This is a genomic window from Pseudomonas sp. WS 5411 (assembly GCF_012985595.1).
Taxonomy (GTDB): Bacteria; Pseudomonadota; Gammaproteobacteria; order Pseudomonadales; family Pseudomonadaceae; genus Aquipseudomonas; species Aquipseudomonas shahriarae.
The window spans coordinates 714,741-731,142 of sequence record NZ_JAARMC010000001.1; the positions used below are offsets into that span (position 1 = coordinate 714,741).

14 protein-coding genes are annotated in these 16,402 nt (G+C 60.7%); 9 read left to right on the forward strand and 5 right to left on the reverse strand.

From position 1 onward, the window contains the following. The first annotated feature begins 138 nt into the window (after positions 1–138). The 3 genes from HBR93_RS03290 to HBR93_RS03300 all read left to right on the forward strand — a co-directional run bounded on the left by HBR93_RS03290 (position 139) and on the right by HBR93_RS03300 (position 3,122). Positions 139–594, forward strand: coding sequence for a MaoC family dehydratase (locus HBR93_RS03290; RefSeq protein WP_057438998.1), 456 nt, complete (start codon positions 139–141; stop codon positions 592–594). Between the two features lie 138 nt (positions 595–732). Continuing rightward, positions 733–2,451 carry a C13 family peptidase gene (locus tag HBR93_RS03295; protein ID WP_115129083.1) on the forward strand — a complete coding sequence of 573 codons (1,719 nt, stop codon included), beginning with the start codon at positions 733–735 and terminating at the stop codon, positions 2,449–2,451. A 29-nt stretch (positions 2,452–2,480) separates the two neighbouring features. Further along, a complete protein-coding gene (locus HBR93_RS03300) occupies positions 2,481–3,122 on the forward strand; it encodes an oxidoreductase (protein WP_115129084.1) in 642 nt (213 codons plus the stop codon). A 127-nt stretch (positions 3,123–3,249) separates the two neighbouring features. On the opposite strand, the gene HBR93_RS03305 is transcribed toward HBR93_RS03300, so the two are convergent. The 5 genes from HBR93_RS03305 to HBR93_RS03325 form a co-directional block, all read right to left on the reverse strand. Next, positions 3,250–3,534 (reverse strand): YceK/YidQ family lipoprotein, encoded by a 285-nt coding sequence (locus tag HBR93_RS03305; RefSeq protein WP_115129085.1) that lies wholly within the window; start codon positions 3,532–3,534, stop codon positions 3,250–3,252. Then, the gene (gene ubiX / locus HBR93_RS03310) at positions 3,527–4,156 is read right to left on the reverse strand and encodes a flavin prenyltransferase UbiX (protein ID WP_038443595.1); all 630 of its coding nucleotides are present in this window, start codon (positions 4,154–4,156) and stop codon (positions 3,527–3,529) included. Before ubiX ends, HBR93_RS03305 begins: the two co-directional genes overlap by 8 nt. Beyond that, a complete protein-coding gene (gene mpl, locus HBR93_RS03315; RefSeq protein WP_057960713.1) occupies positions 4,153–5,502 on the reverse strand; it encodes a UDP-N-acetylmuramate:L-alanyl-gamma-D-glutamyl-meso-diaminopimelate ligase in 1,350 nt (449 codons plus the stop codon). Before mpl ends, ubiX begins: the two co-directional genes overlap by 4 nt. A gap of 268 nt (positions 5,503–5,770) precedes the next feature. After that, the gene (locus tag HBR93_RS03320; protein WP_169959815.1) at positions 5,771–6,892 is read right to left on the reverse strand and encodes a hypothetical protein; all 1,122 of its coding nucleotides are present in this window, start codon (positions 6,890–6,892) and stop codon (positions 5,771–5,773) included. Between the two features lie 402 nt (positions 6,893–7,294). Beyond that, complete coding sequence (locus tag HBR93_RS03325; RefSeq protein WP_169959816.1) at positions 7,295–9,208, reverse strand: sigma-54-dependent Fis family transcriptional regulator; 1,914 nt, start codon at positions 9,206–9,208, stop codon at positions 7,295–7,297. A gap of 291 nt (positions 9,209–9,499) precedes the next feature. Here HBR93_RS03325 and HBR93_RS03330 point away from each other — a divergent pair, with 291 nt between their 5' ends. The 6 genes from HBR93_RS03330 (at position 9,500) to HBR93_RS03355 (ending at position 16,399) form a co-directional block, all read left to right on the forward strand. After that, complete coding sequence (locus HBR93_RS03330) at positions 9,500–11,020, forward strand: aldehyde dehydrogenase family protein (protein WP_169959817.1); 1,521 nt, start codon at positions 9,500–9,502, stop codon at positions 11,018–11,020. A gap of 143 nt (positions 11,021–11,163) precedes the next feature. Then, positions 11,164–12,597, forward strand: a complete 1,434-nt coding sequence (gene eat, locus HBR93_RS03335; protein WP_057438992.1) for an ethanolamine permease — start codon at positions 11,164–11,166, stop codon at positions 12,595–12,597. A gap of 51 nt (positions 12,598–12,648) precedes the next feature. Next, entirely contained in the window at positions 12,649–14,043 is a 1,395-nt protein-coding gene (locus tag HBR93_RS03340; protein WP_057960716.1) for an ethanolamine ammonia-lyase subunit EutB, read from the forward strand. Further along, the gene (gene eutC / locus HBR93_RS03345) at positions 14,040–14,879 is read left to right on the forward strand and encodes an ethanolamine ammonia-lyase subunit EutC (RefSeq protein ID WP_057438991.1); all 840 of its coding nucleotides are present in this window, start codon (positions 14,040–14,042) and stop codon (positions 14,877–14,879) included. The genes HBR93_RS03340 and eutC overlap by 4 nt, the downstream gene beginning before the upstream one ends. Before the next feature lie 105 nt (positions 14,880–14,984). Next, positions 14,985–15,443 (forward strand): GNAT family N-acetyltransferase, encoded by a 459-nt coding sequence (locus HBR93_RS03350; protein ID WP_057438990.1) that lies wholly within the window; start codon positions 14,985–14,987, stop codon positions 15,441–15,443. Positions 15,444–15,742: 299 nt separating this feature from the next. After that, positions 15,743–16,399, forward strand: a complete 657-nt coding sequence (locus tag HBR93_RS03355; RefSeq protein ID WP_038443607.1) for a DedA family protein — start codon at positions 15,743–15,745, stop codon at positions 16,397–16,399. Positions 16,400–16,402: the final 3 nt, after the last annotated feature.

The window sequence follows — 16,402 nt, forward strand, 5'->3', positions numbered from 1 at the left end:
AGCATGGTGGGTTGACCGGGCCATTTGCCCATGATGATCTACATTGGTTCTCTGCAAACCACCTAAAACAACAACCCCCTGCCGGCGCCAGCGTGCCCGTGCCGCCAGGGAGAGATAGATGAACCAAGGAGAGTCGCAATGCCCTTTGTACCCGTAGCGCAACTCAATGAATATGTCGGCAAGGAACTGGGACGTTCCGCATGGCTCACCATCGACCAGGAGCGTATCAACCTGTTCGCGGAAGCGACCGGCGATTTTCAGTTCATCCACGTCGACCCGGTAAAAGCCGCCCAGACTCCGTTTGGCAGCACCATCGCCCATGGCTTTCTGTCGCTGTCGCTGATCCCCAAATTGATCGAAGACATCCTGATCATGCCCGAGGGTTTGAAGATGGCGGTCAACTACGGCCTGGACAGCGTGCGCTTTATCCAGCCGGTGAAAGTCAACTCCAAGGTACGCCTGGCGGTGACCCTCACCGACGCCACCGAGAAAAAGCCTGGCCAGTGGCTGCTCAAGGCCAGCTGCACCCTGGAAATCGACGGCCAGGAAAAACCGGCCTACATCGCCGAGTCGCTGTCACTGTGCTTCGTCTGACACACCTGTAGGAGCCGGCCTGCCGGCGATAGCGCCAGCAGCCGCGCCATCGCCGACAAGTCCTTATTCGCACACAGACCACTAGGTATAGCTTCCCCCGCTGCGGCATACTCGGCGCTCAATTACCCGGATCCCGCTATGCGCCCACTCGTCCCCCTTGCTCTCGCCTTGTTGCTCACCGCTTGCGGCGACGGCGAATCCCTGTTGCCGCCCGATGCCCGGCTGCCGGACGGTGGGCGTTATCGCGGGGATGTAGTCGATGGGCTGCTGCAAGGCCAGGGCCGGGTGGACTACCCCAACGGCAGTTGGTACGCCGGGCAATTCGACAAAGGCCAATGGCACGGCCAGGGCGAATGGCATGGCAGCAATGGCGAGGTCTATAAAGGCCAGTTCCAGCAGGGCCTGTTCGATGGCCAGGGCACCCTGACCACGGCGGCCAACACCTACGTTGGCGGCTTCAAGCAAGGCCGGCGCAACGGCGAAGGCACCCTCAAAGAGGGGCAAATGACCTATCGCGGCGAATTCAAAGACGACCAATACTCCGGCCTCGGCCGCCTGGAACTGCCCGACGGCAGCCAGTACCAGGGCCAATTTGCCCACGGCAAGCCCAACGGCGAAGGCCAGCGCAACGACGACAGCGGCAACCAGTTCAGCGGCCGTTTCGTCAATGGCCAACTGGAAGGCAACGGTACCTTCAACAGCGCCGAAGGCGACATGTACGTCGGCCACTTCAAGCAGAACCAACTCAACGGCAAGGGTCGTTACGAAAACGCCGACGGCGACGTGTGGACCGGTGAGTTCCGCGAAGGCGCCCTGAGCGGCAAGGGTGAGCTGACCGGCGTGGACGGCAGCCATTACATCGGGTACTTCAGCGACTGGCGCTTTACCGGTGAGGGGCGCCTGAACCTCAGCGATGGCAGCTTCTACATCGGCGGCTTCGACAACGACAGCTATCACGGCCAAGGCACCCTGGTACTCACCGATGGCACGGTGCAAGCCGGGACTTGGGCCAACGGCCTGCGCGTACGCGATGCCGACGGCAAGCTGTTGCCCGACACCCTGGAAGTCGGGGTACTGGCCCAGGGCCGCTTGCTCGACGACGCCCTCGCCGCCGTGCCGGCATCCACCCCAGCTGTCGAGCTGTACAGCCTGGTGGTGGCCGGTGACGGCAAGCAAAGCGTATTCCTGCGCGAGGCCGACTACGTCAGCAACCTACTGAGCAGCCGCTTCGGCGCCCGCGGGCAGATCCGCCTGGTCAACCACCGCGACCATATCGCCGACCGCCCGATGGCGACCCGCGAAAGCCTGCGCCGCGCCGTGCAGACCCTGGCCGAGCGCACCGGACCTGAAGACCTGGTGTTTATCTACCTGACCAGCCACGGCACCCACGAACACCAACTGGTGCTCGACCAACCGCGCATGGAGCTGGCCGACCTGCCGAGCGACGAACTGGCGGCGGTGATGGCGCCGCTGAAAAACCGCGACAAGGTCATCGTGATTTCCGCCTGCTACTCCGGCGGTTTCATCCCGGCGCTCAAGGATGAACACACCCTGATCATGACCGCCTCCCGCGCCGACCGCGTGTCGTTTGGCTGCTCGGAAGAAGCCGACTTCACCTACTTTGGCGACGCCCTGTTCGCCCAGGCCCTGACCCAGACCGACGATTTGCAGCACGCCTTCAAGCTGGCCCAACGGCATGTGACCGAACGGGAAATAGCGGACAACTTCGAAGCCTCCGAACCACAGATCTGGGCCCCCAAGAGCGTGATCGCCCGTTGGCAACAATTACGTAAACAGCAGGCACGAAAGGCGCTGGAAAGCGTCTCTATCAATAGCAAGGAAGCAAAGAGCAACTAAGCTGAAACTGTATCAAGGGGGGAAACACTATGTACTTGACGCCTCAGCATATATTGCTTGCCGGAGCCTCGGGCTTGACCGGGGAACATCTGCTGGACCGCCTGCTCAACGAGCCTACCGTCACCCGCGTATTGGCGCCCAGCCGCCGGCCACTGGCCGAACATCCGCACCTGGAAAACCCGGTCGGCGACCCCAGCACATTGCTGCCACAACTGAGCGGCCGGGTCGACCTGGCCTTCTGCTGCCTGGGCACCACGCTTAAGCAGGCAGGTTCCGAGCAGGCGTTCCGCGCCGTAGACCTGGACCTGGTGGTGGCGTTCGGCAAGCGCGCCCGGGAGATGGGCGCACGACACCTGATCGTGATCAGCGCGATAGGCGCCGACCCCAAATCCTCGGTGTTCTATAACCGGGTCAAGGGTGAGATGGAGCAGGCCTTGCAGGCTCAGGGTTGGCCGCAACTGACCATCGTGCGGCCCTCGCTGCTACTGGGCGAGCGCCTGGAGACACGCCTGGCGGAGAAACTCGCAGGGCCGTTGTCGCGGCTGATTCCCGGCAAGTATCGTGGCATCGAAGTGTGTGAGCTGGCCCGGGCCATGTGGCGCCTGGCACTGGAGGAGCAGGACGGGGTGCGGATTGTCGAGTCGGATGAGTTGCGTAAGCTCGGCAAGTGAATCTGCGGTGACCGGGCGGGCCTCATCGCGGGCAAGCCCGGCTCCCACATGAATGCACTCACCGATCAAATGGGGGAGCTGGCTTGGCTGCGATGGGGCCCGCCCAGACCACAACCATCGCTACAGGCTACAACCCACCCGTCGCATTAAACCCAACCCCCAATACCGTCAACGCCGACAGCGGCAACAGCAGCGTGTCGAGCAGCGCGCTGGCCGGCAGGTCGAGGCCCGGGTAGCTCGGCGCTTCGGCGCCAAAACGGTCCATGGCACAGCAGCCACCCTGCAGCGCATACAGATCCAGGCGCGTGCCCGCATACACCACCGGCGCACCGGGTTTCGCCGCATCCAGGGTGCGTACGGTGGCGCAGCCTGCCAGTTGCAGGGCCAGCACGATCAGCAGGGCTTTATTCATCGCTGCTCAAATGATGCTCACCCCAGCGCGGCAACATGTCCTGGGGGATGTTCAGCAAGTTGAGAATCCGTGCCACCACGAAATCCACCAGGTCATCAATGGTCTGCGGCTGGTGATAAAAGCCCGGCGACGCCGGCAGGATGGTCACGCCCATATTCGACAGTTTGAGCATGTGCTCCAGGTGAATGCTCGAATACGGCGCCTCGCGCGGCACCAGGATCAACTGGCGGCGCTCCTTCAAGGTCACGTCCGCCGCGCGCTCGATCAGATTGTTGCAGGCACCGGTGGCGATCGCCGACAGGGTGCCGGTGGAACACGGCACCACCACCATTGCCGCCGGCGCACCGGAGCCGGAGGCCACGGGCGACATCCAGTCTTCCTTGCCATAGACCTTGATCTGCCCCGCCGCCGCACCGGTGTATTCGGTCAGGAAGGCCTGCATCATCTGCACCTTGGGCGGCAGCGAGACGTCAGTCTCGGTGGCCATCACCAATTGCGCAGCCTTGGAAATCAGGAAATGCACCTCGCGGTCTTCGCGCACCAGGCAATCGAGCAAACGCAAGCCATAGGGCGCGCCGGACGCGCCGGTCATCGCCAGCGTGATGCGCTCCGGCCCGCTCATTGCAGCGCCTCGGCGAGTTTGCCGTGCAGGCCGCCAAAGCCGCCATTGCTCATGATCACCACGTGGGTACCGGGCTTGGCCTGGCTTTTGACCCGTTCGATGATGCCTTCCAGGGAGTCGCTGACAATCGACGGCACCGTGCAAAGCCTGGCCACGGCGGCCAGGTCCCAACCCAGGTTGGCCGGCGCGTACCACACCACCTGGTCGGCATCGTTGACGCTTTCCGGCAGGCCATCACGGTGCGCGCCCAGCTTCATGGAGTTGGACCGCGGCTCGATAATCGCAATCACCGGCGCATCGCCAACGCGCTTGCGCAGGCCGTCGAGGGTGGTGGCGATCGCCGTGGGGTGGTGGGCGAAGTCGTCGTAGATGGTAATCCCGTTCACTTCGGCGACCTTTTCCATACGCCGCTTGACGCTCTTGAACGCGCTCAGCGCGGCAATGCCCATGGCCGGTACCACGCCGACATGCCGGGCTGCAGCCAGGGTCACCAGGGCGTTGGCGACGTTATGCTGGCCGGTCATGTCCCAATCGACGATGCCTTGGGCCTCGCCCTCAAACAGCACTTCGAATTGGCTGCCATCCTCGCTCAACAACTTGACCTGCCATTGCCCGCCGGCGCCAGTGGTTTGTACCGGCGTCCAGCAGCCCATCTCGATCACGCGCTGCAAAGCCGGCTCGGTGGTGGGGTGAATCACCAGGCCTTCGCTGGGAATGGTGCGTACCAGATGGTGGAATTGCCGCTCGATGGCCGGCAGATCAGGGAAGATGTCCGCATGATCGAACTCCAGGTTGTTCAAAATCGCCGTGCGCGGGCGGTAGTGAACGAACTTGGAGCGCTTGTCGAAGAAGGCGCTGTCGTATTCATCGGCCTCGATCACAAAAAACGGTGTATCGCCCAAACGCGCCGACACCGAGAAATTCTGTGGCACGCCGCCGATCAGGAAGCCGGGGCTCATGCCTGCATGTTCCAACACCCAGGCCAGCATGCTGCTGGTGGTGGTCTTGCCATGGGTACCGGCTACCGCCAGCACCCAACGACCCTGCAGCACGTGATCGGCCAGCCATTGCGGGCCGGACACATAGGGCAGGCCTTTGTTCAGCACGTACTCCACGGCAGGGTTGCCACGGGACATGGCATTGCCGATCACCACCAGGTCCGGGACCGGATCGAATTGCGCCGGGTCGTAACCCTGGGTCAGCTCAATGCCCTGGGCCTGCAACTGCGTGCTCATGGGCGGATAGACGTTGGCATCGGAGCCGGTGACGTGATGCCCCAGCTCTTTGGCCAGGACCGCCATTGAGCCCATGAAGGTGCCGCAAATACCGAGAATATGAATGTGCATAGTCGACCTCGTAAAACATCGAGGCAGGTTAGCGTAGGGTGGGAAAATTCGCACTCTTTTAGCGATTAGCGTGCGATCTTTTCCGCCACTGAGCGTGGCGCTCACTGATAAACAGCCCAGGGAATTTTCTACTCTTTTTTGCAATTCAGTACACTGGAATCAAGCCCGGCATTTAAGAACTCCCGCAAAATACCGGGCCTGACAGCTGCTACTTAGTAAAACATACAACCGAACTCAAACCACCGAACCAAAAGCAGACAGACTACTATCAAACTATCTCTTTCTTGCCTTTTGTTTCCACTTCCCGAATGGCAACCATCCTTGCAATGAAGTTATTGATTGTCTCGTTCCTTTTATCAAGTACATCCAGGCGACTGGTAACAGTTTTAGGCTCGACCACTGATTCTTCTTTATAAGGCTTGAAAATAAAACCGTTTTCCGCAGCCGTCAGCTCCATATTTTTCTCTGCTGCGCTGTACAGCTCCTCAAGTTTTTTGATACGCGCATTTGTCTCGGTTGGCCAGTTCGGATCTTTCGTAAGAGCCTCACCATCCCCTCCCTCAGCCAGCAGTTGAATAGTGTTAACCGCGTACAGCAACTTTGTCTCGGCATTATCCAACCGCAACTTAATCATTGTGGCGTCTTGCTCTCCTGTACCGCCTGCCGCTGGCGTAACGCCATTGGATTGCTGACTCGGAGCCGGCTGGTGGGCCGGGGGCAATAATGGGGTAGTGGCGCTAAAGCTACCCTTGATGGTTTCACCGCTCCAAACCGATCCGGCATAAGTACCAATACTCAACGGAGTACTAACCAGGCCATTTACAGACGCATTCACAAAAGCATCGCGAGCTACAGTTTTCAAAGGTGTATCGGTTTTAAACACACCGGCCTTGACCAGGCGATCAGCCGCAATCAGATTGGTGGCAACATCGCCAAATGTCTTGGGTTGCGCAACCACGGGCTTGGGCCCAACGGGCAGTGAGGCGCCAGGGTGCTGCGTTTTGAACACAATGTCCCTGAAGTTAGCTATCCCCTTGCTGTTCGAGGCCCCTGCAGTCGGACGGGGAGCCACATTGGGCTTTACTGACGCTGTCTGTACAAATTTACCGGCGATCCCGTTAGAGGGGACTTTAAGGGCCTTTGATCCTGCGCTGGAAAACGGTCGAGGAAGGCGAGGGGATCCAAACCCGCGTCTGACTCGCACAGCGCCTTCACCCGAATTTTCACCCGTACTGTTCGCCTCGCTGGACGCCTGGGTGTCCGGAGTTTGCGCCGTTTCATCAAAGTAGGACGCACTTTTCGTAACGGCTGATGCCTGTTGCCGGGGCAAGCCATCCACGGGATCATTCACGTGCAACGGAACCGAAACAGGAAAACCTGAAATATTCATATTGCCACCTATATAGTAAAAAACACGTCAACGACGTGATTACTATCAATTTTATTCATCCCTAGTGTCAAAGCATCATAAACGATGAACCATCCTTTCCACTTGAGTATGAGATAGGCAGACTTCAGTTCCACACAACACACAAATTAAATGAACCATTACAACCAATAGCATCACACTTCAACCGCAACACTTTTCACACCGACGAATCATGCAAACACCTAAAAACAATAAATGCATTAAATAATCACCCCACCAAGTCGCAACCAGCACGCTAGCAAACACACACAACTTCACAACAAATATATTAACCCCTATTACACCCATGCCCATTGAACAGAGATCATGAGGGCGAGTTGATCAGCACAGGCGTCAAAGCACAGGAGCGGTCTTTACCCTCGCTCAGCCCGCAGAACGCAACGCAATTCCATGCTTGCGCAGCTTGCGGTACAGCGTATTGCGGCTAATGCCCAACTGCTCTGCAGCAAGGGTCATATGCCAGCGCTGCTGCTCCAGCATGTTCAGCAATGCCAGCCGCTCGGCATCTTCCAACGGCTGCTTGACGACAGTTCGCGCCTGGACAGGCACCCGGCCAATTATCGCAGGCAAATCGCTCAATCCGACCCGTGCGCCCTCGCAGAGTGCAGCCAACGTACGCAACACCGTGCGCATCTGTCGCACGTTACCCGGCCACGAGAAGTCCAACAGTGCCTGACGCGCATCGTCATCAAGTACGATTGTCTGCCCCTGCGCTTCCTGCGCCAGGAGAAAGTCCAGCAACTGCGACTTGTCACTGCGCTCGCGCAACGGCGGCAAGGCGATTTCCAGGCCATTGAGCCGGTAATACAAGTCCTCGCGGAAACTGGCGTCACACACACGTTCCTGCAAGTTGCGGTGCGTCGCGCTGATCACCCGCACGTCCACCGCTTGCGGCTCCCCCCCAATGGGCACCACCAGCCGGTCTTCCAACACTCTTAGCAACCGGGTCTGCAACGCCAGCGGCATGTCGCCGATTTCATCGAGGAACAAGGTGCCGCCATCGGCCTGTTGCAGCTTGCCGCGCATGCCTTCCTTGCGGGAGCCGGTGAAACTGCCACCGCGATAACCGAACAATTCGCTCTCGATCAGGCTCTCTGGGATGGCCGCGCAGTTCAGGGCGACGAAGGGTTTGTCGGCACGCTGGCTGGCATGGTGCACGGCTTTGGCGAATGCCTCCTTGCCGGAGCCGGTTTCGCCATTGATCAGCAGCGGCACGTCGCGCTCAAAGACCCGCAGGGCCTTGCGAAAGTCATTCTGCAGCGCCTCATCGCCCAGGCAGATGCCCGGCACGCGCGGCCGCTCGACCTTGGCCGGCGCCGGAACCCGTGGGCCGGGCGCCCGCCGGGCCTCGCCGCGCAACACCGCGAACAGGCTGCGCCCATCGCGGGTGCGCAGGGGCCAACTGGCGCTGGCGTTGGCACTGGCGCGGCCGAGCAAGTCATCCAGGCGGCAGTCGAAAAACATCTCCACCGGCAGGCCCAGCAAACGCCCGCGTGGCAGCCCCAGCAGGTTCTGCGCGCTTTGGTTGAGCGCACAGATCCGCCCTTCACCGTCGAACGCCAGCAGCCCTTCGCTGAACAGGCCCACGGATTCGGCCTGCAGGTGGAAACGCAGCAACCAGTGGTTTTCAAAGTGGCGCAGGAAGTAGCAGCTCTCGATCATCTTCGCCGACAGATTGACCAGCGCCATGGTATGGAACTGGCTCTGACGCGATACCGCCTCACGGGCCGAGGACACGTCCAACACTGCCAGCAGGTCGCCATGGGGGTCGAATACCGGGCTGGCGGAACAGGTCAGGCCGGTGTGGCGCCCACGAAAGTGTTCGTCGCGATGAATAGTCAGGGCCTGGCGCTCCACCAGGCAGGTGCCGATGCCGTTGGTGCCTTCGCAGGCCTCGCTCCAGTCAGCGCCGAGCCATAGGCCGGCATGCTCGAACACCTTGCGCTCGCTAGGCGCGGTGACGCAGTTGAGGATCACCCCACGCGCATCGGTCAACAGCACCGCGTGCCCGGCGCCGGAAAGCTGTTGATGCAAATTGTTCATTTCAGTGCCGGCGATGTGCAGCACCTGCTGCAGGCGCTCGCGGCTTTCCAGCAGGCGATCATGCTCCAGCACCGTGGGGGCAATGGTCAGTGCCGGGTCGAGGTGATAGTCCTCCAGGCAGCGCAGCCAGGAACGGGCAATCGAGGGATCGCTGCCGGGACCGTGCAGCGGGTCTTGCCCACGGGTGACCGTCAGGACTTGCCGGGCATGGCGGCTGAAATGATCGTTTTGCATCTTCTTATTGTTCTCCTGTTGCGTGGGACACACCGCGGACCGGGACGCCCAGCATCCTCCACGCCTTGGCGCATTGCAATCCCGGGGCGACCCATGGGTCACAGGTTGTATCGCCGGCGGTACAAACTGTCACCCCGACTGTCCCAAAGCTGTCACAGCAACGCCTTGCAACAAACCCTAAAGCCTTGATTTACCTGGCCTGGAAGGCACTGGCCCGACCTTTGCTCTACGCTTTATCAAGCGCAGCCACGCTGCACTCCAATAAACATAAGAAGTCAGGAGATACCCACCATGCGTTATGCACACCCCGGTACTGAAGGCGCTATCGTTTCGTTCAAGGCCAGGTACGGTAACTACATCGGCGGCGAATTTGTGGCCCCGATAGATGGCAACTACTTCACCAATACTTCGCCGGTAAACGGCAAGCCCATCGCCGAATTCCCACGCTCCACTGCCAAAGATATCGACAAGGCACTGGACGCCGCCCACGCCGCCGCTGATGCCTGGGGCAAGACCTCGGCCCAGGACCGCTCGCTGGTGCTGCTGAAAATCGCCGACCGCATCGAACAGAACCTCGAACTGCTGGCCATCACCGAAACCTGGGACAACGGCAAGGCCGTACGCGAAACCCTCAACGCCGATATCCCCCTGGCCGCTGACCACTTCCGCTACTTCGCCGGCTGCATCCGCGCCCAGGAAGGCAGCAGCGCCGAGATCAACGAACACACCGCCGCCTATCACTTCCACGAACCCCTGGGTGTGGTCGGGCAGATTATCCCGTGGAACTTCCCACTGCTGATGGCCGCCTGGAAACTCGCACCCGCCCTGGCCGCCGGTAACTGCGTGGTACTCAAGCCTGCCGAGCAGACCCCGCTGGGCATCAACGTGCTGATGGAAGTGATCGGCGACCTGCTGCCACCGGGCGTGCTGAACGTGGTGCACGGTTTCGGCAAGGAAGCGGGCGAAGCCCTGGCGACCAGCAAGCGCATCGCCAAGATCGCCTTTACCGGCTCCACGCCGGTGGGTTCGCACATCATGCATTGCGCGGCCGAAAACATTATTCCGTCCACCGTTGAGCTGGGCGGCAAGTCGCCGAACATCTTCTTCGCCGACATCATGAAAGCCGAACCGCAATTTATCGAAAAGGCCGCCGAAGGCCTGGTGCTGGCGTTCTTCAACCAGGGCGAAGTGTGCACCTGCCCATCCCGCGCGCTGGTGGAAGAGTCGATCTACGACGACTTCATGAAGGTGGTGATGAAGAAGGTCGAGTCGATCAAGCGTGGCGACCCACTGGACACCGACACCATGGTGGGTGCCCAGGCGTCCGAGCAACAGTTCGACAAGATCCTGTCGTACCTGGAAATCGCCAAGGGCGAAGGCGCCGAGCTGCTGACGGGCGGCAAAGTGGAGAAACTGACCGGCGACCTGGCAACCGGCTATTACATCCAGCCGACCCTGCTCAAGGGCACCAACAAGATGCGTGTGTTCCAGGAAGAAATCTTTGGCCCGGTGGTGAGCATCACCACCTTCAAGGACGAAGCCGAAGCCCTGGCGATCGCCAACGACACCGAGTTTGGCCTGGGTGCCGGCTTGTGGACCCGCGACATCAACCGCGCCTACCGCATGGGCCGGGCGATCAAGGCCGGGCGTGTGTGGACCAACTGCTACCACCTGTACCCGGCGCATGCCGCGTTTGGTGGTTACAAGAAGTCCGGTGTGGGCCGTGAGACGCACAAGATGATGTTGGATCACTATCAGCAGACCAAGAACCTGCTGGTGAGCTACGACATCAACCCACTGGGTTTCTTCTAACCCTCCCCCGCTCCCACACTTGAAATGCAATTAAATGTGGGAGCGGGCTTGCTCGCTCCCACACTTGGATCTTCATCAATAGTTGCGACGTGCATTCGGCAGACATCCGCCGAGTTAAAACAATAAAAACAAGGTACTTTCCCATGCCTAGCGAACCGACAGGATCCTCCGTCGACTTCGAAAAAGTCGGCTCCGAATACTTCCAACAACGAGAATTGAAAAAAGGCGCCGCCGGCTGGGTGCTATTAGTCGGCCTCGGCGTTGCCTATGTCATTTCCGGCGACTACGCCGGCTGGAACTTCGGCCTGGCCCAAGGCGGCTGGGGCGGGATGTTCCTCGCCACACTCCTGATGGCCACCATGTACTTGTGCATGTGTTTCTCCCTGGCCGAACTGTCCTCCATGATCCCTACCGCCGGTGGCGGCTATGGTTTTGCCCGCAGCGCCTTCGGCCCCTGGGGAGGATTTCTCACCGGCACGGCGATCCTGATCGAATACGCCATCGCCCCCGCCGCCATCGCGGTGTTTATCGGTGCCTATTGCGAATCACTGTTCGGCATTGGCGGCTGGATGATCTACCTGGCGTTCTACATCATCTTTATCGGCATCCATATCTTTGGCGTCGGTGAAGCGCTGAAGTTGATGTTTGTGATTACCGCCGTCGCCGCAATTGCCCTGGGCGTGTTCCTGGTGGCGATGGTGCCGCACTTCAACGTCGCCAATCTGCTGGACATTCCCGTGACCGAAGCCAAGGGCGCCAGCAGTTTCCTGCCGTTCGGCTATGTCGGCGTGTGGGCCGCGATTCCTTATGCGATCTGGTTCTTCCTCGCCGTCGAAGGCGTGCCCCTGGCCGCCGAAGAAACCAAGAACCCCAAGCGCGACCTGCCCCGCGGCCTGATCGGCGCGATTGTGGTGCTCACCAGCTTTGCCCTGCTGATCCTGGTGATTGCCCCCGGCGGCGCCGGCACCCTGGCGCTGATCAAGTCCGGCAACCCGTTGGTGGAATCCCTGGCCCTGGCCTACGGTGGCTCGACCTGGATGGGCAGCTTCGTCAACCTGGTGGGCCTGGCCGGACTGATCGCGAGCTTCTTCTCGATCATCTATGCCTACTCCCGGCAGATTTTCGCCCTGTCCCGCGCTGGCTACCTGCCGCGCAAACTGTCGCAAACCAATAAAAGCAAGGCACCGGTGCTGGCCCTGGTCATTCCCGGGATCATCGGTTTTGGCCTGTCACTGACCGGCCAGGGCGACCTGCTGATCCTAGTGGCGGTGTTTGGCGCGACCATTTCCTACGTGCTGATGATGGCCGCGCACATCACCCTGCGCATCCGTCGCCCCAAAATGGAGCGCCCATACCGCACGCCGGGCGGCATCTTCACCTCGGGCCTGGCCCTGATACTGGCCTGCATCGCCGTGGTGGCGGGCTTCCTGGTGGATCCGCGCGTGGTGATTGGCGCGGCGATCATCTATGGAGTATTAATTGCTTACTTCGCTTTCTACAGTCGGCATCACTTGGTAGCAGGCACGCCGGAAGAAGAGTTCGCGGCGATCCAGGCCGCAGAGGCCGCCTTGCACTAACGCCGTAAACCACGGCGCGGGCCACCGCCCGCGTCGTCATGGAGAGTCTGTATGGCAAGTTTTTCCCACTCGGTCGGTGCATTGACCTACCGTTTCGACAGCCTCAAGGACGTGATGGCCAAGGCCAGTCCCGCCCGCTCCGGGGATTTTCTCGCCGGCGTCGCCGCACAGAACGACGGCGAACGTGTGGCGGCGCAAATGGCCCTGGCCAATATCCCGTTGAAGCACTTCCTGGAAGAGGCGCTGATCCCCTACGAAAGCGACGAAGTCACCCGGCTGATCATCGACACCCACGACCAGCAGGCCTTTGCCGTGGTCAGCCACCTGACCGTCGGCGGCCTGCGGGACTGGCTACTCAGTGACGCGGCCGACGAACACAGCCTGCGTGCACTGGCGCCGGGGTTGACCCCGGAAATGGCCGCCGCCGTGTCGAAGATCATGCGTGTGCAGGACCTGGTGCTGGTAGCGCAGAAGATCCGCGTCGTCACCCAGTTTCGCGGCACCATGGGCCTGCGCGGGCGCTTGTCCACGCGCCTGCAACCTAACCATCCGACGGATGAGCCGGCGGGCATCGCCGCGAGCATCCTCGATGGGCTGCTGTACGGCAACGGCGACGCCATGATCGGCATCAACCCGGCCACCGACAGCATCGCCTCGATTTGCGCCATGCTGGAAATGCTCGACGCGATCATCCAGCGCTACGAGATCCCGACCCAGGCCTGTGTGCTGACCCACGTCACCACCTCCATCGAAGCGATCAACCGCGGCGTGCCGCTGGACCTGGTGTTCCAGTCGATCGCCGGCACCGAGGCGGCCAACGCCAGCTTCGGGATCAACCTGAATGTGCTGCAGGAAGGCTACGACGCAGGCCTGAGCCTGAATCGCGGGACCCTGGGGCAAAACCTGATGTATTTCGAGACGGGCCAGGGCAGCGCCCTGTCGGCCAACGCGCATTTCGGGATTGATCAACAAACCTGCGAAACCCGTGCCTATGCAGTGGCGCGGCACTTCAAGCCATTTTTGGTCAACACAGTGGTCGGTTTTATCGGCCCCGAGTACCTGTACAACGGCAAGCAAATCATCCGCGCCGGCCTCGAAGACCATTTCTGCGGCAAGCTGCTCGGCGTGCCCATGGGTTGCGACATCTGCTACACCAACCATGCCGAAGCCGACCAGGACGATATGGACACCCTGCTGACCTTGCTGGGCGTAGCCGGGATCAACTTCATCATGGGCATCCCGGGTTCCGACGACATCATGCTCAACTACCAGACCACATCCTTCCACGACGCGCTGTACGCCAGGCAAACCCTGGGTTTAAAGCCCGCGCCGGAGTTTGAGCAGTGGCTGGCGAAAATGGGCATCTTCACGCAAGCCGATGGCAAGGTGCGGTTTGGTAACAACCTGCCACCAGCCTTCCGCCACGCCTTGGCGCAATTGGGATGAAGGAGCCTCCAGTGCAAATCGACACACCTGAAAGCGATAACCCCTGGCTGGAGCTGCGGCGCCTGACCCCGGCGCGAATCGCCCTGGGCCGCACCGGCACCAGTATTCCCACCGGCGCGCAACTGGACTTCCAGTTCGCCCATGCCCAGGCCCGCGACGCGGTACACCTACCGTTTGACCATACCGGCCTGAGCAGCCAGATGGCCGAGCGCGGCCGCGATAGCCTGTTGCTGCACAGCGCCGCGCCCGACCGCCACAGCTACCTGCAACGCCCGGACCTGGGGCGGCGCCTGAGCGATGAGTCGGCCCAGACCCTGCGCGACTACGCCCAGGCCAACCCGGGCGGTGTGGACCTGGCGGTGGTAGTGGCCGATGGTTTATCGGCGCTGGCGGTGCATAAACACACCGTGCCGTTTCTCACACGCATGGAAGAACAGACCCACGCCGAAGGCTGGTCCTTGTCGCCGGTGATCCTGGTGGAACAAGGCCGGGTGGCGGTGGCCGATGAGATCGGCCAGTTACTTGGGGCAAAAATGGTGGTGATCCTGATCGGCGAGCGGCCAGGGCTCAGCTCGCCGGACAGCCTGGGGCTGTACTTCACCTATAACCCCAAGGTCGGCCTGACCGACGCCTACCGCAACTGTATTTCCAATGTGCGCCTGGAGGGTCTGAGCTACGGCATGGCCGCGCACCGCCTGCTGTACCTGATGCGCGAGGCCTGTCGGCGGCAGTTGTCGGGGGTCAATCTCAAGGATGAGGCGCAGGTTCAGACCCTGGAATCGGATGATCCGGACCTGATGAAAGGCAATTTCCTGCTCAGCCCAACCAAGGACTGATGCCGGCACGATTGCGATTTTTCACCGCTTTAGGCAGCATCAAGCAGCGGGCGCCCGAGTAATGGACCGTTTGCCGTTGTATTCCTATAGAAGTTGAGGCCTAGCATGCGGATTACTCAAGCGACTCTGGAACACCTGGACCTGTTGACCCCATTATTCGTCAAATACCGCGAGTTCTATGGCGCGCTGCCCTTTCCGGACTCCTCCCGGGCGTTTCTGGAGAAGCGTCTGCGGCGCAAGGAGTCGGTAATCTACCTGGCGCTGCCGGATGACGACGACAGCAAGCTGCTGGGCTTCTGCCAGCTGTATCCGAGCTTTTCTTCGCTGTCGTTGAAACGGGTGTGGATCCTCAATGACATCTACGTCGCCGAGGACGCCCGCCGCCAACTGGTGGCCGACAACCTGATGCGCGCCGCGAAAAAAATGGCCAAGGAAACCAATGCCGTGCGTTTGCGCGTGTCCACCAGCAGTAATAACGCGGTGGCGCAGAAGACCTATGAATCCATGGGCTTTCGCGAAGATACCGAGTTCAAGAACTACACATTGCCGATCAGCGAAGACTGAAGCCATTCACCCAAACACCCAAAAAATGTGTGCGGGCTTGCTCGCGATAGCGGTGGTTCAGTTGATGTATTTTTAACTGACCCACCGTTATCGCGAGCAAGCCCGCTCCCACATTTGGATCAGTGCTAGCCAGAATAGCCGCGACATCCCCCGCTACAAAACCAGCACGCTTTTCATCACTCAGTCCGTATAATGCCGACGTTTTAGGGTTGTAGGAAAAACGGCATACACACGTAGCCTTATTGCCCGAAGCCTCCGCACGGGCCCGCTGAGTCGGGCCATTCACACAGGTGCCATCCATGGATTTCAACCCGCTCGACCTTATCCTGCATCTCGACGTGTACCTCGACTTGCTGGTAACCAATTACGGTCCGTGGATCTACGCCATCCTGTTCCTGGTGATTTTTTGCGAAACCGGCCTGGTGGTCATGCCGTTCCTGCCCGGCGATTCCCTGCTGTTTATTGCCGGCGCCGTCGCTGCCGGTGGCGGCATGGACCCGGTCCTGCTGGGCGGCCTGCTGATGCTGGCGGCGATCCTCGGTGACAGCACCAACTATGTGATCGGCCGCACCGCCGGGGAACGCTTGTTCAGCAACCCCAATTCGAAAATCTTCCGCCGCGACTACCTGCAAAAGACCCACGACTTCTACGACAAGCACGGCGGCAAAACCGTGACCCTGGCGCGCTTCCTGCCGATCCTGCGCACCTTCGCGCCGTTCGTCGCCGGTGTCGCCAAAATGCCGTATCCGCGCTTTTTCGGCTTCAGCGTGCTGGGCACCATCCTCTGGGTCGGTGGCCTGGTCACCCTCGGCTACTTCTTCGGTAACGTACCGTTCATCAAGAAAAACCTGTCGCTGCTGGTGGTGTTCATCATTCTGCTGTCGCTGGTGCCGATGATCATTGGCGTGGCCCGCAGCCGCTTTGGCCGCACCTCCTCCGAAGCCAAGCCGCACTGATCG